Source organism: Paractinoplanes rhizophilus, assembly GCF_042664765.1.
In the GTDB taxonomy this organism is placed as follows: Bacteria; Actinomycetota; Actinomycetes; order Mycobacteriales; family Micromonosporaceae; genus Actinoplanes; species Actinoplanes rhizophilus.
The window spans coordinates 211,640-232,993 of record NZ_JBHTBJ010000009.1; the positions used below are offsets into that span (position 1 = coordinate 211,640).

The 21,354-nt window shown below is 68.5% G+C and carries 17 protein-coding genes and 1 pseudogene; 11 read left to right on the forward strand and 7 right to left on the reverse strand.

Annotation, left to right across the window (positions count from 1 at the left end; genetic code table 11):
* The first annotated feature begins 39 nt into the window (after positions 1 to 39).
* From ACFQS1_RS15895 to ACFQS1_RS15920, 6 genes are all read left to right on the forward strand, one after another.
* The gene (locus ACFQS1_RS15895; protein ID WP_378968611.1) at positions 40 to 3,597 is read left to right on the forward strand and encodes a CARDB domain-containing protein; all 3,558 of its coding nucleotides are present in this window, start codon (positions 40 to 42) and stop codon (positions 3,595 to 3,597) included.
* Positions 3,598 to 3,714: 117 nt separating this feature from the next.
* Entirely contained in the window at positions 3,715 to 4,596 is an 882-nt protein-coding gene (locus ACFQS1_RS15900) for an alpha/beta fold hydrolase (protein ID WP_378968613.1), read from the forward strand.
* A gap of 144 nt (positions 4,597 to 4,740) precedes the next feature.
* On the forward strand, positions 4,741 to 5,334 hold the full coding sequence (locus ACFQS1_RS15905; protein WP_378968615.1) for a DUF4956 domain-containing protein: 594 nt from the start codon (positions 4,741 to 4,743) through the stop codon (positions 5,332 to 5,334).
* Entirely contained in the window at positions 5,331 to 6,095 is a 765-nt protein-coding gene (locus tag ACFQS1_RS15910; RefSeq protein WP_378968617.1) for a polyphosphate polymerase domain-containing protein, read from the forward strand. The genes ACFQS1_RS15905 and ACFQS1_RS15910 overlap by 4 nt, the downstream gene beginning before the upstream one ends.
* Entirely contained in the window at positions 6,088 to 8,052 is a 1,965-nt protein-coding gene (locus ACFQS1_RS15915) for a CotH kinase family protein (RefSeq protein ID WP_378968620.1), read from the forward strand. Before ACFQS1_RS15910 ends, ACFQS1_RS15915 begins: the two co-directional genes overlap by 8 nt.
* 218 nt (positions 8,053 to 8,270) lie before the next feature.
* The gene (locus ACFQS1_RS15920; RefSeq protein WP_378968622.1) at positions 8,271 to 8,705 is read left to right on the forward strand and encodes a hypothetical protein; all 435 of its coding nucleotides are present in this window, start codon (positions 8,271 to 8,273) and stop codon (positions 8,703 to 8,705) included.
* Here the strand turns inward: ACFQS1_RS15920 and ACFQS1_RS15925 are convergent.
* Both ACFQS1_RS15925 and ACFQS1_RS15930 read right to left on the reverse strand, forming a co-directional pair.
* Positions 8,650 to 9,060, reverse strand: coding sequence for a hypothetical protein (locus tag ACFQS1_RS15925; RefSeq protein ID WP_378968624.1), 411 nt, complete (start codon positions 9,058 to 9,060; stop codon positions 8,650 to 8,652). The genes ACFQS1_RS15920 and ACFQS1_RS15925 overlap by 56 nt on opposite strands.
* Before the next feature lie 25 nt (positions 9,061 to 9,085).
* Positions 9,086 to 9,595, reverse strand: coding sequence for an HAD domain-containing protein (locus ACFQS1_RS15930; RefSeq protein ID WP_378968655.1), 510 nt, complete (start codon positions 9,593 to 9,595; stop codon positions 9,086 to 9,088).
* A gap of 59 nt (positions 9,596 to 9,654) precedes the next feature.
* Here ACFQS1_RS15930 and ACFQS1_RS15935 point away from each other — a divergent pair, with 59 nt between their 5' ends.
* From ACFQS1_RS15935 to ACFQS1_RS15945, 3 genes are all read left to right on the forward strand, one after another.
* Positions 9,655 to 9,852, forward strand: coding sequence for a hypothetical protein (locus ACFQS1_RS15935; protein ID WP_378968626.1), 198 nt, complete (start codon positions 9,655 to 9,657; stop codon positions 9,850 to 9,852).
* Positions 9,853 to 9,950: 98 nt separating this feature from the next.
* Positions 9,951 to 10,301 carry a cold shock domain-containing protein gene (locus ACFQS1_RS15940; RefSeq protein ID WP_378968628.1) on the forward strand — a complete coding sequence of 117 codons (351 nt, stop codon included), beginning with the start codon at positions 9,951 to 9,953 and terminating at the stop codon, positions 10,299 to 10,301.
* A 48-nt stretch (positions 10,302 to 10,349) separates the two neighbouring features.
* Positions 10,350 to 10,658: a hypothetical protein gene (locus tag ACFQS1_RS15945; protein WP_378968631.1), complete on the forward strand. Its 309-nt coding sequence runs from the start codon at positions 10,350 to 10,352 to the stop codon at positions 10,656 to 10,658.
* An 84-nt stretch (positions 10,659 to 10,742) separates the two neighbouring features.
* Here ACFQS1_RS15945 and ACFQS1_RS15950 read toward each other — a convergent pair whose 3' ends face one another.
* The 3 genes from ACFQS1_RS15950 to ACFQS1_RS15960 all read right to left on the reverse strand — a co-directional run bounded on the left by ACFQS1_RS15950 (position 10,743) and on the right by ACFQS1_RS15960 (position 13,765).
* Entirely contained in the window at positions 10,743 to 11,327 is a 585-nt protein-coding gene (locus ACFQS1_RS15950; RefSeq protein ID WP_378968633.1) for a GIY-YIG nuclease family protein, read from the reverse strand.
* Positions 11,328 to 12,347: 1,020 nt separating this feature from the next.
* Positions 12,348 to 13,178: an MFS transporter gene (locus ACFQS1_RS15955; protein WP_378968636.1), complete on the reverse strand. Its 831-nt coding sequence runs from the start codon at positions 13,176 to 13,178 to the stop codon at positions 12,348 to 12,350.
* Positions 13,136 to 13,765 (reverse strand): MFS transporter, encoded by a 630-nt coding sequence (locus tag ACFQS1_RS15960; RefSeq protein WP_378968638.1) that lies wholly within the window; start codon positions 13,763 to 13,765, stop codon positions 13,136 to 13,138. Before ACFQS1_RS15960 ends, ACFQS1_RS15955 begins: the two co-directional genes overlap by 43 nt.
* Before the next feature lie 61 nt (positions 13,766 to 13,826).
* Here ACFQS1_RS15960 and ACFQS1_RS15965 point away from each other — a divergent pair, with 61 nt between their 5' ends.
* A complete protein-coding gene (locus ACFQS1_RS15965; protein WP_378968640.1) occupies positions 13,827 to 14,381 on the forward strand; it encodes a TetR/AcrR family transcriptional regulator in 555 nt (184 codons plus the stop codon).
* 192 nt (positions 14,382 to 14,573) lie between these two features.
* A complete protein-coding gene (locus ACFQS1_RS15970) occupies positions 14,574 to 15,944 on the forward strand; it encodes a hypothetical protein (RefSeq protein WP_378968642.1) in 1,371 nt (456 codons plus the stop codon).
* Between the two features lie 252 nt (positions 15,945 to 16,196).
* On the opposite strand, the gene ACFQS1_RS15975 is transcribed toward ACFQS1_RS15970, so the two are convergent.
* Positions 16,197 to 20,675 (reverse strand): FG-GAP-like repeat-containing protein, encoded by a 4,479-nt coding sequence (locus tag ACFQS1_RS15975; protein ID WP_378968644.1) that lies wholly within the window; start codon positions 20,673 to 20,675, stop codon positions 16,197 to 16,199.
* A 479-nt stretch (positions 20,676 to 21,154) separates the two neighbouring features.
* A pseudogene (locus ACFQS1_RS15980) lies at positions 21,155 to 21,354 on the reverse strand (IS256 family transposase); the annotation flags it as partial.

The following is a 21,354-nucleotide window of genomic DNA, read 5'->3' on the forward strand; positions in this document are numbered from 1 at the left end:
CCCCGGGGGCTTTCACGGAAGAAAGGCTCGCTCCCCGCCATGCCTCGACTCAGAAGACGACTGCTCGCCGCGGCTGCCGCGGCGGGAGTCGTGGCCGCCGTCCTCGTCGCACCCACCCCCGCCCTCGCCGCCGGCCCCAACCTCGCCGTCGGCAAGGCCTTCGCCGCCAGCAGCTACACCGACGTCTATCCGGCCGGCAACGCCGGCGACGGCAACCCGAACACCTACTGGGAGAGCCGCAACAACGCCTTCCCGCAATGGTTGCAGGTCGACCTCGGGTCCGCCGTGCCGGTCAACCAGGTCGTCCTCAAGCTGCCACCGGCCACGGCCTGGGCCACCCGAACCCAGACCCTGTCCGTCTCGGTCTCCGGCGACGGCTCGTCGTTCAGCACCATCAAGCCGTCGGCGGGCTACACGTTCAATCCCGCCACCGGCAACGCCGTCACCATCGACTTCACCGCGGCCACCGCGCACTTCGTGCGGCTGACCTTCACCGGCAACACCGGCTGGCCCGCCGGCCAGCTGTCCGAGCTGGAGGTCTACGGCCCCGCCACCGGCGACACGCAGGCGCCCAGCGCGCCCGGCAACCTCGCCTACACCCAGCCGGCGAGCGGGCAGATCCGGCTCACCTGGTCGGCCGCGACCGACAACGTCGGGGTCACCGGCTACGACGTGTTCGCCAACGGGATGCTGCGCACCAGCGTCGGCGCGGGCGTGCTGACCTACACCGACAACCAGCCGGACACCGCGACCGTCGCCTACTACGTCACCGCCAAGGACGCGGCCGGCAACGCGTCGGCGCCCAGCAACACGGTCACCCGGGCCGGCAGCGGCGTTACCGGGACCAACCTGGCGCTGAACCGGCCGATCGAGGCGTCCGGGTACACGTACACGTTCGTGCCCGCCAACGCCAACGACAACAACACCGCCACGTACTGGGAGGGCAGCGGATACCCGTCGACCCTGACCGTGCGGCTGGGCGCGAACGCGTCGCTGCAGCAGGTCGTGGTCAAGCTGAACCCGGACGGCGCGTGGGGCACCCGGCAGCAGACGTTCTCGATCCTCGGCCGGGAGCAGAGCTCGAGCGCGTTCACGACGCTGGTCGGCTCGGCCTCGTACACGTTCAATCCGGCCTCGGGCAACACGGTGACCATCCCGGTCAGCGGGACCGCCGCGGACCTGCGGCTCTCCTTCACCGCGAACACCGGCGCGCCCAGCGGTCAGGTCGCCGAGCTGCAGGTGATCGGCGTCGCCGCGCCCAACCCGGACCTCACCGTCACCGGCATCACGTCCACCCCGGCCGCGCCGGTCGAGACCGACGCGGTGACGCTCTCGGCCACGATTCGCAACGGCGGCACGGCAGCGTCGGGCGCAACCAACGTCAACTTCTATTTGGGTACGACCAAGGTCGGCACCGCGTCCGTGGCGGCGCTGGCGGCCGGAGCCTCGGCCACCGTCTCGGTGAACATCGGCGCCCGGGACGCCGGCACCTACGCGCTGACCGCCAAGGTCGACGAGTCGAACACCGTCGTCGAGCTGAACGAGGCGAACAATTCGTACACGTCGTCCTCGTCCTTGATCGTCACCCCGGTCTCCAGCTCGGACCTGGTCGCCTCGGTGGTCTCCTGGTCGCCGGGCAACCCGTCGGCCGGCAACACGGTCACCTTCTCGGTGACCATCAAGAACCAGGGCTCGGCGGCGTCGGCTTCCGGCGCGCACGGTGTAACTTTGTCGGTTTTGAGCGGGTCTTCGGTGATCAAGACCCTGACCGGCTCATACACCGGGGTTTTGGCGGCCGGCGCCTCATCGCCGGCGCTGTCACTGGGTACGTGGACCGCCGCAAATGGGAAATATACGGTTCGTACCGTTGTCGCGGTCGACGCCAACGAGCTGGCCGTGAAGCAGGCGAACAACACGTCGGACAAACCGTTCTTCGTCGGTCGTGGGGCCAATATGCCTTACGACATGTATGAGGCGGAGGACGGCTCGCTCGGCGGCGGTGCGGCGATCGTCGGTCCCAACCGGACGGTCGGCGACCTGGCCGGCGAGGCGTCCGGGCGCAAGGCCGTCACGCTCAACCAGACCGGCGCGTACGTGCAGTGGACCACCCGCGCGGCCACCAACACGATCGTCGCCCGGTTCTCTATCCCGGACGGCACCACCAGCTCGGTCAACGTGTACGTGAACGGCAACCTCGTCAAGACGCTGCCGCTCACCTCCAAGTACGCGTGGCTGTACGGCAACGAGACCGCGCCGCAGAACTCGGGCTCCGGCCCGCGGCACATCTACGACGAGGCGAACACCCTGCTGACCGGGTCGTTCCCGGCCGGCAGCACGCTGCGCCTGCAGAAGGATTCCGGTAACCCGGGCACCATCGCGATCGACTTCGTCAACCTGGAGCAGGTCGCGGCGCTGGCCAGCCCCGATCCGTCGAAGTACGTCGTGCCGACCGGCTTCGACCAGCAGTCGGTGCAGAACGCGCTGGACACGGCCCGGCAGGACACCACCAAGCTCGGCGTCTACCTGCCGGCCGGCGACTACCAGGTCTCCAGCAAGCTGCAGGTGTACGGCCGGCCGATCGTGGTGACCGGCGCGGGCCCGTGGTACACCCGCTTCTTCACCCCATCCACCCAGACCGAGACCGACGCCGGCTTCCGGGCCGACGCCGGCGCGAACGGCTCCACGTTCAAGAACTTCGCATACTTCGGCAACTACACGATCCGCATCGACGGCCCCGGCAAGGTCTTCGACTTCGCCAACGTCAGCGGCATCACCATCGACAACATCTGGGCCGAGCACGTGGTCTGCCTGTACTGGGGCGCGAACACCGACAACATGGTGATCAAGAACTCGCGCATCCGGAACACGTTCGCCGACGGCATCAACATGACCAACGGCAGCACCGGCAACCTGGTCGACAACAACGAGGCCCGGGCCACCGGCGACGACAGCTTCGCGCTGTTCTCGGCGATCGACGCGGGCGGCGCCGACGAGATCAACAACACCTACTCCAACCTCACATCGATCCTGACCTGGCGGGCGGCCGGCGTCGCCGTCTACGGCGGCTATGCCAACACGTTCAAAAACATCTACATCGCCGACACGCTGGTCTACTCGGGCATCACGATCAGCAGCCTGGACTTCGGATATCCGATGAACGGCTTCGGCGCCAGCCCGCCGACGGTGTTCGACAACATCTCGATCGTCCGGGCCGGCGGCCACTTCTGGGGTGCGCAGACCTTCCCGGCGATCTGGGTCTTCAGCGCGTCGAAGGTCTTCCAGGGCATCCGGGTCAGCAACGTCGACATCGTCGACCCGACCTACTCCGGGATCATGTTCCAGACCAACTACACGTCGCCCACCTCGCCGCAGTACCCGATCAAGGACACCACGTTCACCAACGTCACGATCAGCGGCGCCGTCCGCTCCGGCGATCAGTACGACGCCAAGTCCGGCTTCGGCATCTGGGCCAACCCGATGCCCGAGGCGGGGCAGGGCCCGGCCGTCGGCTCGGCGACGTTCACCAACCTGCAGTTCAGCAACAACTACCGGGACATCGAGAACCAGACGAGCACGTTCACCATCATCCGCAATTAAGCTGACCCGCGGCGGAAAACCCCATGCAACTTCGTCATTCAAGCCCGCTCCCGAGGTAACCGGAAGGGCCCGCGCAACGTCGTCCCCCGCGGGCCCTTCCGCCGGTACCGTTCCGGCATGCAGCATCTCTCCCTTCCCGACGGCCGCACCCTCGAATACCTGGTCGAGGGGCCGTCGTCGGCGATCCCGCTGGTCCTGCACCACGGCACCCCGTCCGGCACGGTCCGCTACGCCCCGGTCTTCGACGCCGCCCTGGCCGGCGGCTTCCGCGTGGTCCAGGCCAGCCGGCCCGGATACGCCACCTCCACCCCGCACCCGGGCCGCCGGGTCGCCGACGTGGCCGCCGACACCGCGGCCCTGCTGGACGCCCTCGGGGCGCCGACCTTCGTCACCGTCGGCTGGTCCGGCGGCGGCCCGCACGCGCTCGCCTGCGCCGCGCTGCTGCCCACGCGCTGCCGGGCCGCGGCCACCATCGCCGCGGTGGCGCCGTACGACGCGGAGGGTCTCGACTGGCTCGACGGCATGGGCGAGGAGAACGTGGCGGAGTTCTCCGCCGCGGTGGCCGGCCCGGAGTCCCTCGACGCGTTCCTGGCCGCGGCCGCGGCCCCGCTGAAGTCGGTGGCGGCCGCCGACATGATCGAGGCGCTCGGCGACCTGATCTCCGAGGTCGACAAGCGGGCCCTGGTCGACGGCGGGCTCGCCGAGTACCTCGCGGCGTCCTTCCGGGCGGCCGTCTCGACCGGGATCGCCGGCTGGCGCGAGGACGACCTGGCCTTCGCGCGGGACTGGGGGTTCTCTCCGGCCGACGTCCGGGCGCCGGTGTCGCTGTGGCAGGGCGACCAGGACCGGATGGTGCCGTTCGCGCACGGGCGCTGGCTGGCGGCGCACCTGCCATCGGCCGACGTGCACCTGGTGCCGGGCGAGGGGCACCTCTCGCTGATCGCCAACTTCGGGACGATCGTGGGTCACCTGCGTACCGAAACTTTCGGTTCCGCCTGATCGGCTGCTTAACCCGCAGGTCGGGGTAGATCTCATCTGAACCGGTTCATCAGGTGAACAAGACATTGACTTCGATCGAACTATGCTCGTAATCTCCGTATCAATTTCCGATAGCTTTCCGGAAGTTGCGAAGGGGGATGGGGCATGGAGGAGCTCGCCCTGCTGGGCGCCGAGATGGTGGCCGTCACGGTGCTCGTCGTCGGGCTCTATCTGCCGCGCCACCGCCGGCGCGACCTGGTGGTCGCGTACTTCGGCGTCAACGTCGGGGTGCTGGCGGTGGCCGACGCGCTGCAGGCCGGGCAGCCCGGCGCGGGCGGGCTGGGCATCGGGCTGGCGCTGTTCGGGGTGCTGTCGATCATCCGGCTGCGCTCGACCGAGCTCGACCAGCACGAGGTCTCGTACTTCTTCTCGGCGCTGGCGCTCGGGTTGCTCGGCGCGCTGGAGACCTCGTCGATCTGGCGCAACCTGGCGCTGATGGGCCTGATCCTGCTGGTCATGGCGGTGGTCGACGGCCGGCGCGTGCTCCGCCGGCACGAGCACCAGATCGTCGTGCTGGACGCCGCGATCACCGACCGCGACGAGCTCGTCCGGCGGCTGGAGGAGCTGCTCGGCGGGCGGGTGCACGCGGCACAGGCCCAGCGCATCGACCTGATCAACGACTCGACGGTGGTGGACGTCCGCTACACCGTGGGCGTGCGGTCCGCGGCGCCGGTCAGCCCGGCGGGATACCCGCGATGAACGCGCAGCTGGCCGCCCTGCCCGTGGTGAGCCTGGCCGAGCTCGAGGAGCGGGCCGCGCTGTGCAGCCGGGTCGACCGCAAGTACCTGATGCCCGAGGCCGAGGCGGAGGCGCTGCTGGCGGGTCTGGCGCCGACGGCCCGGGTGCTGGAGATCGACGGGCGGCGGCAGTTCACGTACGAGTCGCTGTACTTCGACACGCCCGAATTGGCGAGCTACCTGGGCGCGGCCTACCGGCGGCGGCGCCGGTTCAAGATCCGTACGCGTACGTATGTCGACTCCGGGTCCTGCTGGCTCGAGGTCAAGGTGCCGGGGCCGCGCGGCACGACGGTCAAGTACCGGGTGCCGCACTCCTCGCCGGAGACGATCGACCACGTCTTCGTCGGCGAGGTCTTCGCGCGGCACCGGATGGCCGCCTGCCCGGCGAGCCTGCGCGCCACGCTGCGGACCGCCTACCAGCGGTTCACGCTGCTGCTGCCGGAGGGCGACAGCCGGGTCACCATCGACACCGAGCTGCGTTGGCGGACGACCGACGACGAGCCGCAACTGCGGCTGCCCGGCATGAGCATTGTCGAGACCAAGACCGGCGCGGCGGTGTCCTCCGCCGACCGGCGGCTGTGGCAGCGCGGCCACCGCCCGATCGCCATCTCCAAGTACGCCGTCGGTCTGGCCGCCCTGCGCGCCGACCTCCCGGCCGCGCCCTGGCGGCGGGTGCTCCGGCGGCACTTCACCGTTGCGAGAGAGGAACTGGCCCATGGTTAGGCGTGCGCTCGCGCTCCTCGCCGTACCCTGTCTGCTCCTGACCCTGGTGGCCGGCCCGGCCGCGGCGGCGGACGGCGACATCGTCTTCTCGATGCCCAGCGGCACCTTCCAGGGGCAGGTGTCGGTGACGCTGAGCACCCCGACGGCCGGCGCCGAGATCCGGTACACAGTGGACGGCTCGGCGCCGACCGCCGCGTCGCCCGTTTATCCCGGGCGGGCGCTGACGCTGACCTCGACGACGCAGCTGCGGGCCCAGGCGTTCGTCAACGGCGTGGCCTCCGGCGACGGCGCGACCGGGCTCTACGTGGCGCGCAACTTCGACGCTCAGCACGACCTGCCGGTGCTGCTGATCGACGACTACGGCCGGGGCAAGCCGGGACGCGACTACGTCGACGCGGCCACCATGCTCTTCGATCGCTCGGTGTCCGCGGCGCCCACCCTGGCCACCCGCGCGGGCATCCACCTGCGCGGGCAGTCGTCGGCGATGTTCGACAAGGCGCCCTACCGCCTCGAGTTCCGCGACAGCACCGACGACGACAGCGACCTCGAGGTGCTGGGCATGCCGGCCGACTCCGATTGGGTGCTGCGCGGGCCGTTCACCGACAAGGCGCTGATCCGCGAGGCGCTCGTCTTCGACCTGGGCCGCGAGATGGGCCTGGCCACGCCGCGCTACCGGTTCGTCGAGCTGTACCTGAACACCGACTCCGGCCCGGTTGCCGCGAACGACTACCAGGGCGTCTACATGCTCGAGGAGACGATCAAGAACAGCAAGAACCGGCTCGACCTCAAACAGCTCAAAGAGGCCGACACCACCCTGCCCAAGATCACCGGCGGCTACATCTTCAAGTTCGAGTGGATGGCCGCCGAGGAGCCGACCCTGACGTGTACGGGTTCGCCGTGCTGGAACTACCTGGAGGTCGCGGACCCGTCGCCGCTCAACGCCGAGCAGAAGGCCTGGCTCACCCAGTACCTCCAGCAGTTCCACGACATGCTGCACCGGTCCGACTTCGGCGCGAACTACCGCAGCTGGATCGACACGCAGTCGTGGATCGACCTGATCATCCTGAACGAGCTGAGCCGCGAGATGGACTCGTACCTGCGCAGCACCTACTTCTACAAGGACCGGGAGGGCCCGATCGAGGCCGGCCCGCTGTGGGACTACGACCTGAGCTTCGGCACTGGCGGGTACTTCGGTAACGACCAGGTCGCCGGCTGGCAGTACCAGCAGACCCGCTCGCCGGACGCCACCGACTGGTTCCGGATCCTGCTCACCGACCCGGCGTTCCAGCAGGAGCTCAAGACCCGCTGGCAGACGCTGCGCCAGGGTCTGCTGTCCAACACGTCGCTGAACTCCCGGGTGGACGCGCTCGCCGCCCCGCTGACCGCCGCGGCCGCTCGCAACTTCCAGCGCTGGCCCAACCTGAGCACCCGGATGATCGGCCCGTTCATCACCGACACGTCCGCGACGTGGGCGGGCCAGGTGCAGGTGATGCGCGACTGGATGCTGCGCCGCGCCGCCTGGCTCGACGGCACGTCCGCGTGGGGCGGCGGCACGACAACGCCGCCCACCACACCCCCGACCACCCCGCCCACGACGCCGCCGACCACGCCACCCACCACGCCATCCACCACGCCGCCCACGACGCCACCCGCCACCGCCTCCTGCTCGGCGACCTACAGCCAGGTGGGTCAATGGACCGGCGGGTTCCAGGGCGAGGTACGGGTGACCGCCGGCGCGAGGCCGATCACCAGCTGGACCGTCACCATGACCTTCGCCAATGGCCAGCAGGTGAGCCAGGCCTGGAACGCCGTCATCTCCACCTCCGGCGCGACGGTGACCGCCCGCAACGCGAGCTACAACGGCTCCCTCGCCGCCGCGGCGAGCACCACGTTCGGCATGCTGGGCTCGTGGACCGGCAGCAACCAGCCGCCCACCCTGACCTGCACGGCCGCCTGACGTCCGTCCGATCGTCCGCTGGTGCGACCCTGGCCCTCGGCGCTGCTCACCGGCAGCGCCGAGGGCCGCATCAACTCGATCTACCTCTTCGGACGCCCGTCGAGTCCCCGGCCAGCAAGCGCATCGCGTCGATCGCAACGGTGGCGGCGCTGGCGGGCTGCGCCGCCGAGCGGCCGCCCCCGGATCCCGCGCCCTCTCCAGATGTGGGGCGGCCCGTCGTGCTCGATACCGGGGTGCCCGGCTGGGAGACCTCGGCCTGGCTGGCCGGCGAGGCTTTCTGCGTACGGGCCGCGCGGGCCCGCGGGAATGCGAATGTCTTCTGCGATCCGGCGCCTTTCGCGCTGCGAGAGAGCGGCGCCCCGGCGTTGCCCGGCAAGCCGCTGCCGTACCTGGCCCCGCCGGACCCGGAGTCGCGGCGGATCCTCCTGGTGGGCACCGCCCGAGGCGCCATCGCCGGCGTGTCGGTGACGATGTTCGGCGAGACGGCGACGGCGGAGGTCCATCGGCTGCCCGCGACCGGGGGACGCAAGGTCGGCGCCTATGCGGTGTGGCTCCCGCGCAGCGGCGCGGCCCGCGACGGCATGAATCTGACCGACATCACCGAGGTGGTGGGCCGCGACTCGGCCGGCCGCATAGTGGCCCGGCTGACCTGACCGACGGTGGCAGCGACACGTTGATCACCGCGGCGGCCGGTAACGTCCGGGTCCAGGCAGCGTGCTGCTGCCAGCGGTAGGTGTTCGGGCTGGCCTTGCGCCGGCTGGTGACGCCGACGAAGCGCAGCTTGCGCCGGATGACCGGCCACGGCTCGCGTTCCTGCTCGATCCAGTCCCGTATCAGCGTGAACAGCTCGGTGAAGGTCGCGCCCGCATCGACCACGTCGACCAGGACGGCCGGCCGATCCCGTCGAGCCAGTGCATACGGGGTCAACCCGGTTGCCGTCAGGAACTGGCGGCCCTGGGCCACCTCGGCGGGAGTCAATGGACGCCGCCGCGCACTTGTCTGCGGCATGATAGTTGAACCGATCATGAGGTTTCTAAAGCTCGGCGAGCCAATCGCGGATGTGGTCGAAGTCGCGATCTGCAAGGCCGACGGAGGGATCCACCCGTTGTAGCAGAGCCGTTCCCGGATAATGGATTTGAATCCATCGGCGGTCGGCGTCGGTGATTTCGTCATCGAGCCAGACGAACGGTCGGCCGACTGCCCATCGGGCGAGGCATGCCGTTTTCCAGTGCGAACCGGGTGCGGGTTCGTCGTTGTCAGGGAAGTCGACGACGGGTAACTGAGGCAGGCCGAGGCGGGGCGCGATGAGGTCGTTCGCGTCGGTCGTCCAGCTCGTAGCCCAGACCAGTTGGCATCCCAGGGCCAGAAGCTTGGGGCCGTCCGCGGGGTCGAGCCGTTCCAGCAGCGGATTGCCTTGTGCGTCATCGGCGGGCAGGACACGGCTGGTCTGCGGTCGAGCAGGATCAGTCGGTCGGGCGCGGAACGGGAGCAGCGTGCCGTCGACATCGAGAAACGCGATCGGGTTGTCAAGCGAGCCGGCCATCACCGGCGAAATGTACCGGCAACCTCACCGAACGCGGATGGTTCTTCGACACTGATGCGTTGTCCGCCCGGCTGGCCGCCTGGGCAGACCTGCTCAGCGACGGGTCGTGGACCGACCGGTTCCCGTTCCGCCCGACCTTCGAGCTGGTCGCCCGACACCTTTACGGGCAACTCGTACCCGAGGTCCCCGGCCTGGCCTTCGTGGAACTCGAGGATCGAACGTACGGTAGCCGCACGCGCTACCTGCCGAACCTCTGAATCGCCGGCCGGTCGACGGCCCTGCGATTACAGGTAGTCCTTGCCGCGCAATTATCGGCGACATGAGAACGCTCATGATCTTGTAACGGCGAGAGGACATGTTCGTGCAGACTGGCGACATGGCCGACAGCGGTGTTGTGCGTGAGTTCCACGTGGACGAGGGCTGGGGAGTCATCGACGGACCGGCTGTCCCAGGCGGTTGCTGGGTGCATTTCTCGGCGATCGCGATGGGCGGTTTTCGGCAGCTCGTAGCGGGTCAGAACGTATGGTTGCGGGCCGAGGCCGCCGAGCAGGACGGGTTCAGCTTCCGGGCGGTGAAGGTCTGGACGGAGGACGTCGAGCCGGCCAGTCCGCCGAGGTTGAAACGTGCCTCCGGAGGCGTCTACCACAGCCGCTTGGTTCTCACGTTCGACGAGCCGGAAGGGGTCGGCGAGCTTGACAACGAGTGACCTGGCCGACAAGCGGGCAGCGGCAAAATCGGGGCGGCGCAGAGCGCAATGCTCCTCGACGTTTTAGCCATGTGGCGGCCGGGGCTCGACTACGACCACGAGTCGCCGGCGGACGACGTGCCACGTCTGCTGGAGGCGGTGCACTCGCTGCTACGCAAGAGATTCGTCGAGGTCGCCGTCGACCTGACCATTCAGCCGCTGCAGGCGGCGTTGGCGGCCGTGGACGACGAGCGGAACTGGTGGACCGACGACGGGCCGGCTACGAGCGTCGAGTTGGTGGCCACTGCGGCGGGACAGCAGGTACTGGCGCCGGCCACGAACATCTACAGCTTCCGAGACCGCGGCCTGCCCCACTGACAGACCGGAACCGCGCTCGATAACGCGCAATCATCGCGGCCGTGAGCGCGCGTCGGTATATGCCCTACGCGTCGGGCAACCGGGTCACGGCGCCGGCGAGGGCTCGGGCGGACGGGCCGAGTTGTTGTATCTGTTTTTGGCGGCCACTACCGCCGCCTGAACGTGTTTGGGGTCGACGCCCGATATGTTCAGTGGCGGGCGCAGGCGGCTGACCAGTTCGGCCTCGATGGTTGCCGGCTCCGGGTCCTCGGCCCACGTCAACCGCAGATGCGCGGACATCCACGCGGTCAGCCGTGCCTCGTCCGCCGGGATCAGGACCACACGGTCGGTCCAAGTCGTTGAGTAGCCCTCCGAGACAAGAAGCCCGGCGAGCGTACGTCGTAGCGTAGAGCTGCCCGAACGCCGCAGATGGTTGCGCAGGATCCGGCCTCGCAGGCTGGTCGCCCGGCCGAGATACAGCAGCCGCATCGAAGGGTCGGCTCGGTTCGGAGGACCGGAGAAATCGGGAAAGATCGAAGGAGTCGCCCACCAGGCGTAGACGCCGCTGCCTCGGCCGAGTCGCTTGACGGCGACGTCGAGTCCGAGCGGTACGTCGGACAGCAGCCGCAGGGCCTCCTCGGTTCGAGCGCGGTCGGTGGGGGCGTCGGGTCGTGTTCCGGGATTGGTCATCACGGCGATGCTAAGCGTCCTGGGGTTGGTCTTGGCCCAGCGGGCGTGCTTCTGTCTGTTTGTTCACCAATCAGCTGGATGCCTCGGTGCCTTCGGATTCCGTGAAAACTAGCTGCCCGTCGGGATGATCGAACAGTGGTTGGGCCGGGTCGGTCTGCGGGAAAATGGTTTATGCGGCAGCTGCAGTTGTTCACCACCGCGCAATTGGCGACGATGCGCGACACGACGAAGCGCCGCAACTATTCCGCCGAGGCCAAGGAATTTCGCCGGGAGCATCAGCGGCATCGCGTTTGGGGTATGACACAGCGCCACGCGCGGAAGCTGCGTTCCATTTACGGCCACATTCCGAGCGACGAGGAATTGAGAGCCGGGTGGCACGACGGCGGCGCGGCGGCGTCCGCGTCCGCAACGTCCGCGCAGGCACCCAGCCGGCCGGCAGTCCCGCCGGAGCCGCCGCCAAGCATGCCGGAGGAGACAATGCCGGAGCAGGTCGTGCCGGAGACCGCCGTTGCGGAACAGGTCGCGGCGGTGGGCGCGGCGGGAGACCGACCCGGGGACGGTATCGGAGCCGGTGGCCGGGGCACTGCATCCGAATCGGCGCCCGAAGAGGCGGTTGTCGCGGCAGCGCCGGTCCGGCGTGCCCAGGCGAGAACATGCCGCAACTGGTTTCGGGACAGGCTCGGCCATTTGTGGGTGCGTGGCGAAGACGACGCCGTGCGTCCCGGTGGGCAGCGGCTCAACAGTTGGGCTCGATCCGAACCGTCGACCGGCGATTGTCCGGCCAGCTGGACGAGCCGCTTCGCCCGGGGCTCGCCGCCGCGCTGGGGCTGCCCACAGGCGGCCGATATCGCTGTTCCGAGATTCGCGCCAGTGCATTCTCCTGGAAACCAGAAGAGCGCAGCGGATCACGGCTCAATCGGACCGGGTGAGCGTGGCCGGCCTGCTACTACAGCGCGGCGGCGACCGCGGGGCGGTCGCCGCTCGGCGTGGGACGGTGCTCGACTCGTACGATATGTGGGTTTAGACCTCGACCGGCGTGAGTTCCGGCAGTGCCTCGGCCCGCTCGGGGGTTTGCCGGCGGCGGGCCGCCGGGACGAGGAGGGCTACGCCGATCGCCGCTACCGCGATCACCGCCAGGATCAGGAACGACTCGGTGTAGCCGGACTCGGCGGGCAGGCCGGTCGTGCTGATGTGGCCGGCGACGATCGAGCTGACGACCGCGGTGCCGAGGGAGGCGCCGATGGTGCGGATGTTGGTGTTCATGCCGGAGGCTACGCCGGTCTGGTGCATCGGGACACTCTGGACGATCAGGCTGATCATCGAGGAGTAGACCAGGCCCAGGCCGATGCCGAAGACGCCGCCGGCCAGGGCGACCAGCGGCCGCGAGCCGTGCTCGGTGGCCAGCGAGAAGCAGGAGAGGGCGGCCAGGGCGGCGCCGGCGATCAGCTGGACCTTGCCGGGGAACCAGCGGGTGAGCGGGCCGGAGAGCGAGCCGAAGACGGCCATCGTGACCATCATCGGCAGCATCAGCAGGCCGGCCTCGGTGACGCTCGCGCCGAAACCGTAGCCGGTCGCGCTGGGCACCTGCATGAGCTGCGGCAGGAACGCGAAGACGCCGAACATGGTGGCGCCGAACAGCAGCGCGACGACGTTGGTGGTCCAGACCGCCGGCAGCCGCATCATGCGCATGTCGATCAGCGGGTTGGCGGAGCGGAGCTCCGCGACGAACCAGGCGGCGAAAAGGACAACTGCCAAAATCAGCAATCCGATCGTACGGCCGGAGCCCCAGCCCCACGTCGTGCCCTTGCTCAGCGGCAGCAGCAGCGCGACCAGCCAGCCGGACAGCAGCACCGCGGCCAGCCAGTTGACCTTGCCGGGGCTGCGACCGGCGAGGCGGGGACGACGAACTTGGCGACGATGCCGACCAGCGTGACGACGATCATCGGGATCCAGAACAGCCAGCGCCAGTTGAGCGCGCCGACGATCGGGCCGGCCAGCACGATGCCGAGGCCGCTGCCGGAGGCGATGACCGCGGCCATGACGCCGACCGCCGAGGTGACGCGGTGCGGCGGGAACTCGTCGCGGATGATGCCGAACGAGACCGGGAAGATCGCGCCGCCGAGGCCCTGCAGGACGCGGGCGACGATGAGCACCCCGATGCTGGGCGCGATCGCCGCGAGCAGGCAGCCGAGGGCGATCGCGCCGAGGGCGACGAGCAGCGCGCGGTCCTTGCCGATCATGTCGGCGATGCGGCCCATCAGCGGGGTGGCCACCGACGCGGCCAGCAGCCAGGCGGTGAGCACCCAGGTGACCGTGCCGGTGTCGGTGTGCAGGTCGTGCTGGATGGTCGGCAGTACCGGCGTCACCAGCGACTGCATCAGCGCGAACGCGGCCGCGGCGGCCGAGAGCACGCCGAAGGTCTGATAAAGTCGAGGCATGCCTCCACATTAGTGGAGGGGTGCCTCCGGTTCGCAACTGGTTTATGAGGTGAGTCTCGTCATGGCGGCGGTCGATGCTCGGCGCCCGATGCGGGCGGATGCCCGGCGCAACTACGACGCGTTGATTGCCGCTGCCCGGACGGCGTTCGCAACGGATGGGACGAACGCCTCACTGGAGGACATCGCTCGGCGGGCCGGCGTGGGCATCGGCACCCTGTACCGAAATTTTCCGAAGCGCCGGGATTTGTTCGAGGCGGTGTACGTCTCCGAGATCGATCAGCTGGCCGCGGTGGCCGCCGAGGTCGCCTCGCGGCCGCCGTGGGAGGCGCTGATGGCGTGGCTCGACCAGTTCGTGGAGTACGCGGTCACCAAGCGGGCCATCATCGAGGCGCTCAACCGCGAGTCGGAGCTGTTCGCGCGCTGCCGCCAGACGATGTACGCGGCGGGCGAGCCGCTGTTCGCGCGGGCCCAGGCGGCCGGCGTGGTGCGCGCGGACGCCAACTTCGACGACCTGCTGCGGATGGTGTCGGGCCTGATGTCGGGCGCCTTCGTCGACGACGCGCAGCGCGACCGGGTGCTCGCGCTGGCGCTGGACGGCCTGCGCGCGCCTTCCTGAAGCTTCGCCAACTCACTGCCTTCGCCAACTCAGACCGGCGGCGGCACGACCCGCAGGTGTGCGACCCGAGGCCCGTCTTGTGACCTGCTCGAGTTGTTCGGTGGAGTAGCCGGAAATGATCTCCTGGGGTTAGGCTCCCGGCCGAACAGAGACTGATCGATCGGCCCCGTGGCCGAGGGTGGCGCGGGACGGATGACGACGGAACAAGCACCAGACGCGGCACGGACCGCGCCCTGGGTCTGGGTGGTGGTGGTTGCTGCGCTGTTCACGCTGGTGCAGCTGCCGTACGCGCCGGGGAATTTCTACCCGGACTCCACCGAATACCTCACCCAGGTGTACGGCCTTCTCGGCGACAGCCGCGAGCAGGGCCGGGAGAAGGCCATCCAGGCCTTCTGCAGCCAATACCGCCGGCCGAGTCTGGTGATCGAGGTCGCCGGCTCCGATCCGGCCCAGCGGGACCGCGCCGGTGACAGCTGCGTCAAGCGGCTGCACGCGCAGAACGGGGAAGGTCCCGGCACCCGGTACGGCCCGGCGATCACCCGCGACAGGTCGATCCCGTCGACCCGCTACGAGGACATCTTCCTGTCCCGGCCGGCCGTTTCGTTGTTCTACCTGCCCGCCGTGGTCGTGGCCGGGCCACGGGCGGGGATGTGGGCGACCACCCTCGCCTGGACGCTGCTCGCCGGCGTGCTGGCCTTCCTGTTACTGCGCCGGCTCGGCATGCCGCTCCCCCTGGCCCTGCTGGGACAGGTGCTCCTGCTCATCCTGCCGATGCGCAACTGGATGATGGCACCGCTGGCCGAAGGAATGACCATCACGCTGATGATGGCCTGCTTGCTGGGCGCGGTCTACGCGCTGACCGGCAACCGCGGGCGCGGAGTGGCGCTGCTCGCCACGGGCCTGGCAGTGGGCACGTTCGTCAAGTACTCGCAGTTTCTGTTGTTCGCCGTCGCGCTCGCCGGCGTACTCGGGCTTGTTCTTCTGTTCGCCCGGCGCCGCGGTGAGCGGTTGCCGGACGGATCCGGCATGGTGATCGCGGTGGCGCTTGCCGCGGCGGCCGGCATGTTCCTGCTCTCCCGCGGGCTCGGCTGGCCGGGCGGCGCGGACACCATCCAGGATCTGCTCACCGACCACTTCCGGCAGCCGGATGTGGCCGAACCGGTCGGTACCTGGTTGTCGGTCAACGGCGAGTTTTGGCAGCAATGGCTTGCCGGGCAGTTGCAGGAACCGTTCCAGGTCGTCGCGTGGGCGGCGGGGGTGTGGGGTGTGCTGCGGTTGCGTACCACGGCGGCGTTCGCGGTGCTCGCCGCGCTGCCGGCCGGGCTGGCGAACCAGTTCGGCCACCCCAACATCACTCAGGGCGACCGGATCTACACGGCCGCGTGGCTGGTCGTGGTGTACGGGATACCGATGCTGCTGCACACGTTCACCCCGAGGCCGGCCGCCACCGATGACACCAGTTCGGCGATTCTCGTTCCCATGCCACTGCAAGGCGGCGTGCCAAGGCAGTCCCGCGGAGTTGGTCATCCCGACCATGACGCCGGTCGGATCGCGGCGCCGTAGGCCATCCGCGCCACCGGGGTGCGAGGATGCGAAACTTCGCCCCCTCAACCGATGACTCCTGCGGCTGAACCGCGCTTCGTTCGCAGGCCGGCCACCGGGAGGCTTGATGGCTTGAGACGGCAACCACTCGCGCGGCTGCCCTCCAGTACCGAGTTCGGTAATTGTGTGCTCGCGTGAGGCCGGAGGCCCGGCGCAAATGCCCCGGGCCTCCGGCGGTTGCGGTCAGCGGGCGTGGTAGCGGTCTTCAGCGAGTCAGGATGCCCAGGCGACTCTGCTCCAGTCAGTGCCCAATGAGGTCCAGCTGGCGTTCGTGGGAATGATCGTGCCGGCGCCGCTGCCTCGGTATAGACGCATGACGTTGTCGGAGTAGCGGCCGGCGATGTCCGGGTGGGTGTCGCCGTTGAAGTCGCCGGGGGACAACAGCAGGCTCATGTTGCCCCATTGGGGGGCCAGGGCGGTGTAGCCGCCCAGCGGACTGTTGCCGTTGCCCGGGTAGAGGCGGAGAACGCCGTCAGAGTAGACGCCGATGACGTCGGCTTTGCCGTCGCCGTTGAAGTCACCGGGGGAGAACAGTTCGCGCATGCTGTTCCACTGCGTCGCTAGGGTGGTGTAGCTGCCGATGAGGCTTCCGGCACCGTCACCGGGGTACAGGCGTAGGACGCCGTCGGAGTAGCGGCCGATGATGTCGGCTTTGCCGTCGCCGTTGTAGTCGCCGGGGGACAACAGTTCGTGCATGTTGCTCCAGCTGTTGGCGAGTACTTTGTAGCCGCCGATAAGGCCGCCGGCGCCGTTGCCGGGGTAGAGCCGTAGGACGCCGTCGGAGTAGACGCCGATGATGTCGTTGTTGCCGTCGCCGTCGAAGTCGCCGGGAGTGAAGACTTCGTTCATGTTGCCCCAGCTGGTGGCGATGCGGATGTAGCTGCCGTCGCCGCCGATGATCCCGCCGGCGCCGTTACCGCGGTACATACGCAGGGTGCCGTCGGTGTGCCGGACGATCATGTCGTTCTTGCCGTCGCCGTCGAAGTCCCGGGTGGGCTGGTACCCGTCGTCGTGGATGACGACCTGGTTGAAGGTCTGCACTTCGGCGACCTGCCCGGTGAAGTAGCTGCCGAAGGCAGTGGCGCTGATCCGGTTGGCGCCGATCCGGAATGGCTTGGCGGCGCTGGCCATCCAGGGTGTCAGGTGCACGGCGCGGGCGAGGTCTTTGCCGTTGACGTGCAGGTCCATCACCCCGGTGGTTTTGGTGTAGCTCGCGGTGACGTGTGCCCAGACGCCGGGTGTGAAGCTGCCGTTCGGGGCGATGGCGTAGGTCCAGGTCGGGGATACGGTGTCGCCGTTGCTCATGACAAATCGCCAGCTGCGGCTGGTGGGTTCGGCGTAGATCTGGAAGACGGCGGTGTTGGTGCCGTCCTGCGACAGCACGGTTCCGCCGGTCGCGGCAGGTTTGGCCCAGAAGTCGAGGGTGAAGTCGGTGGTGGTGTCGATCGCCTGGGTGCTGGTGGTCAGGCTGGTGGTGCCGGTGAGCTCGAGGTCGGGGTCGAACAGGTCTTGGCCGTGCCAGTTGGCGCCAGTGGCGGCTGTCGCGGTGGCGGGCAGGGTGCCGATGCTGTCCTTGGCCGGATTGTTGTATGCGGTCAGCGGTTTGGTGGCGTCAGGGCTGGTGTAGTCGTTGAGCATCCACGCGTGGGTGCCGGTGAGAACCTTTTGGGCGCTCTGCGCGGCGACGGTGCCGGTGCCCGTGTTGAGGCCGCTGACGAGCCAGGCGGTTGCGGCGGCCCCGTCACCGACCGTCCACAGGTCGGCGGTGTCGTCGTCGTTGATGTCGGCGGCGTACAGGGCGAGGTTCTTGCCGGTGTTGAAGCTTACGGACAATTGGTATTGGGTGTAGGCCAGGGTTCCGGTGTCGGCGCTGAAGGTGACGTTGTTCCACAGGTAGAGCTGCCCGGTGGATGCCTTCCAGAGGAACAGAGCTGTGCCGGTGGCGGTCTGCGCCGAGGTGATCGTCCAGGTGTTCCAGTCGGTGCCGCCGGCGGGGGTCTTGGTGGGTAGCGGCTGCGCGGAGTAGCCGCCGCTCACGCCATTGTTGGGGTAGTAGGCGAGGAAGTAGGTGTTGTCCGGCTTGCTGGCGATGCCGATCAGGTCGGGATAGCTGTTGGTGTGCGCCCCGGCGTTAGCCAGCTGGATCGGGCTGAGAACCTCTTGGAAGTCGTTGAAATCGAGGCCCTTGAGAGCAGTGTCGTCAATCTTCGTGTAGTTGGGGTCGAGTTCGGCCCGAATGGTGGAGCCGTCACCGTTGCCGCGCAGGATCACGGCACCGCCTTCGTTGCGTCCGCTACCCGGCGGGTAGTAGACGAGAACGTCTTGAAGGGGGCCGCCGAAGTGGCCGGTGATGGGCTGGGCGCCGGTAAAGTCAGTCGGACTGCCCACGGTGCCCGGGGCGAAAATGCCGTTGCCGTGTGAGCCGATGTTCGCGGCGGCGGGCCCCAGTTTGCCGTTGCTCTTGCCCGAGGCCAGCCACAGTCCGGCAGCGATACCGCGGGTGCCGCCGACGGTGACTAGGTCGGCGATTCCGTCCCCGTTGAGGTCGGCGTCATCGGCTGTTTGTGCCGGGTCAGCGTTGAAGGTGATTGGTGAGGTACCACCGATGTTGCCGCCGGCCGATCGGCTGGTCACGGTGATGGTATTGGTGAATCGGGTGGGGATGATGGTGACAGTGGCGGCGCCAGCGGTGGCGTTCACTGTCCCGTACGGGCCGCCGTTGAGCTGGTAGAGATAGCTGGTCGGTACAGTGCCGGTCGCGGGCGGGCTGATCGCAATGTCGAGCGATTGCCCGATGGCTGCTGAAGTCACCGGCGCGATTTCCGGTTGCCCCGGTCTGGTGCGGTCGTAGGTGAAGCTGCAGGTGGTCGACCAGCTGCTGGGTGCTTTGTAGTCGGTGGCCTGCACGGTCCAGGAGAACTTGGTGGCGCCCCCCGCGGCTGTGTAGCTGTTCAGTTTGTCGACTGGGACCCGAAGGACGGCGGTGCTGCCGCTGGTGTAGTACAGCTGCTGCGGATCGGTGGTGGTCACCGTCGTACCGGAGCTGGTGACCCAGACCTTGAAGGCAGCGCCTACGGTGCCCTTGTCGGGGTCGGACACGGTGGCGTACAGAGTCACCGACCCTTCACCGATGATGCTGCCGTTGCACGCGGTGCTCGGCGACGTGTGCAGGCCGCTAGGCTTGTTCGTTGTGTGGTTGTACCTGATCTCGAGGCTGGGGCCGGTTTCCAGGAATTCTTTCCAGGCATACTTGTCGGACTGGTCGGCGGCGGCCAGCAGGAAGGTCTGAGTCTTCTTTCCTGCGTTGACGTCGGCCAGGACCGTGCTCTTCACGTCGAACGGAATGGCGTCGGCAGGGCAGGACGAGTCGTAGCCGTAGGCGACGTTCTGGCTGTCGACGGCCGAGCCCAGAGCGATGCCGTCCCAATAGTTCCACGTCGCGTTCGACGCGCTCAGGGTGCCGGTGGGCGCGTACAAGTTCACCGAGCGTGCGCTGCACGAGTAGGCCCAGGTTTCCTTCATGTTGAGTTTGGCGGTATCGAGCGTGGCGCCGGCCAGCACGGAGGTCGGGATGGTGAAGTTCACCAGCGTGCGAGACAGGATGGAGCCGGAGTAGCCGACCTGCATACGCCCGTGCGGGTCGGGTGTGCTCTTCCAGTAGTTGGTGTCAGGGTAGTTCTTGCTGATGGTAGCCCAGCCGCTGAAGGTGCCGGCGGCGGGTTGCCATTCGAACGTGGGGTCGATGTAGACCGGGAAGCGGGTCGTCGCGGCCGACAGCAGCGTCTTGTTGGGGGTCAGTTCGAGTCGGCCGCCGCGCACAGCCGTGCCCATTTTGGACCGGTGTGCCGTGGCGCCGGGGCCCTTAGCCGTGGAGGTCGCCGCTTGCCCGGTCTCGGCGGTGCGGGAGATCCCGGCCGCGTCGAGGGTGCTGGCTGTGGAGGGGTTGGCCGAATCCCACATGCTGGGCGATGGGGCGGTGAGCACAATGCGCCCGGCATTGTCCGTGCCGGTCAGGTTGCCGGCGTTGTCGGTGGCAACCGTCAGGCCGGTGGTGGACAGGGGGAGGGCGAGGGTTGCCAGGGCCGGGTTGGCGGCGGCGGACGCGTCCTGGATGACGAACACCTCGGAGAATCCGCCGCTGGTGTGTGCGGTCACCTGCAGGTCGACACCGGGCAGCACTGCGGAGTACGTTGCCGTCGCGCCGCTCACGGTGGGCTCCGGCAGCGTCATCGGCGCGCCGATAGCCGCGTTCAGTCCCGCCACGCCGAGTACCGCCATCGGGCTGGACCCTCCACCTGACAGGGTCAGCGGCGTGCCGGACAACCGGGGCGACAGGCTGCCGTCTGGGTTGCGGATCAGGGTGGCGTCGAGGTTGCGCCACTGACCGTCGACCTTCTTGCGGCTGGGGGACGCCGACTGGAGGAAGGTGACGGTCCCGTCGGGGTTCGCGGTCACTGTCGTGGTAGCGGACGCCGCCGACGTTGCCTCGACCGGTGCGCCGGTCCGATGGGCCTGTGCGATCGCTTGTTCCACGGAGACGTCCGCGGCCGGCGCCAGCGCTGGTGTCGCTTCGGGCGCAGCGACCGCCACCGCTTCGGGCGTCACGATCGCCGCGGCGCCCAGGACGCCGCCTGCCAATAACGTCGACAGCCGCCGCTGCCAGGTCGCGTGTCCGCGTTTGCCCGTACTCACGTATCCACTCCATCGCGCCAAGATCAGCAACTGGGATGTGGACCCTACGGTGCGGTCGACGTCGGCGTAACCCCGCGTTGAGCGAGTTGTAACGGTTCGCGCCGCTGTGCCATCGAGCGTTGTCGAATTGTGATCAGGCGCAGGGGCCCAGAGCGGATCGGCGTGTGTAAAAGTCTGCGTCTTGATCTTGGCTTAAGCGGGGAAAGGTGGCGGTTCGCCATGGCCGGCAGTCGGCGCTGGGTGTCGTTCGACAGGACGCGAGCCTTGGTCGCGTTCATCACCGCTGTCGGGTGTGTGTTGAGTGGCGCCGGTACGGCACCGGCGCGAGCGGCCGCCATGTCGATCGGGCCGAAGCCGTCGCCCGGGGTCGCGGTGACCGGCGTGAAGCCGACCAACTTCCGGTTCGCGACTATGCCGGACGCCGGAGCCTGTCACGATTTTTGTGTAAATCGGAGGATGTGCCGCTTAAGCGAATACTATCAGAAGGTCAGCCGGTTTGGGAAGAGGCGAACCAGAGTGTTCAATGCCACCTTCCAACCGTGCGTTCCGGTCCCTGAATCACCGCCGCGGTGCGTCGATATGTTCCGCAGTCCAAGATAGAGCAGTTTCATCGCGGCGTCCTTGTCGGGGAAATGACCGCGATTCTTGGTGATTTTGCGGAGCTGGAAGTTGATCGACT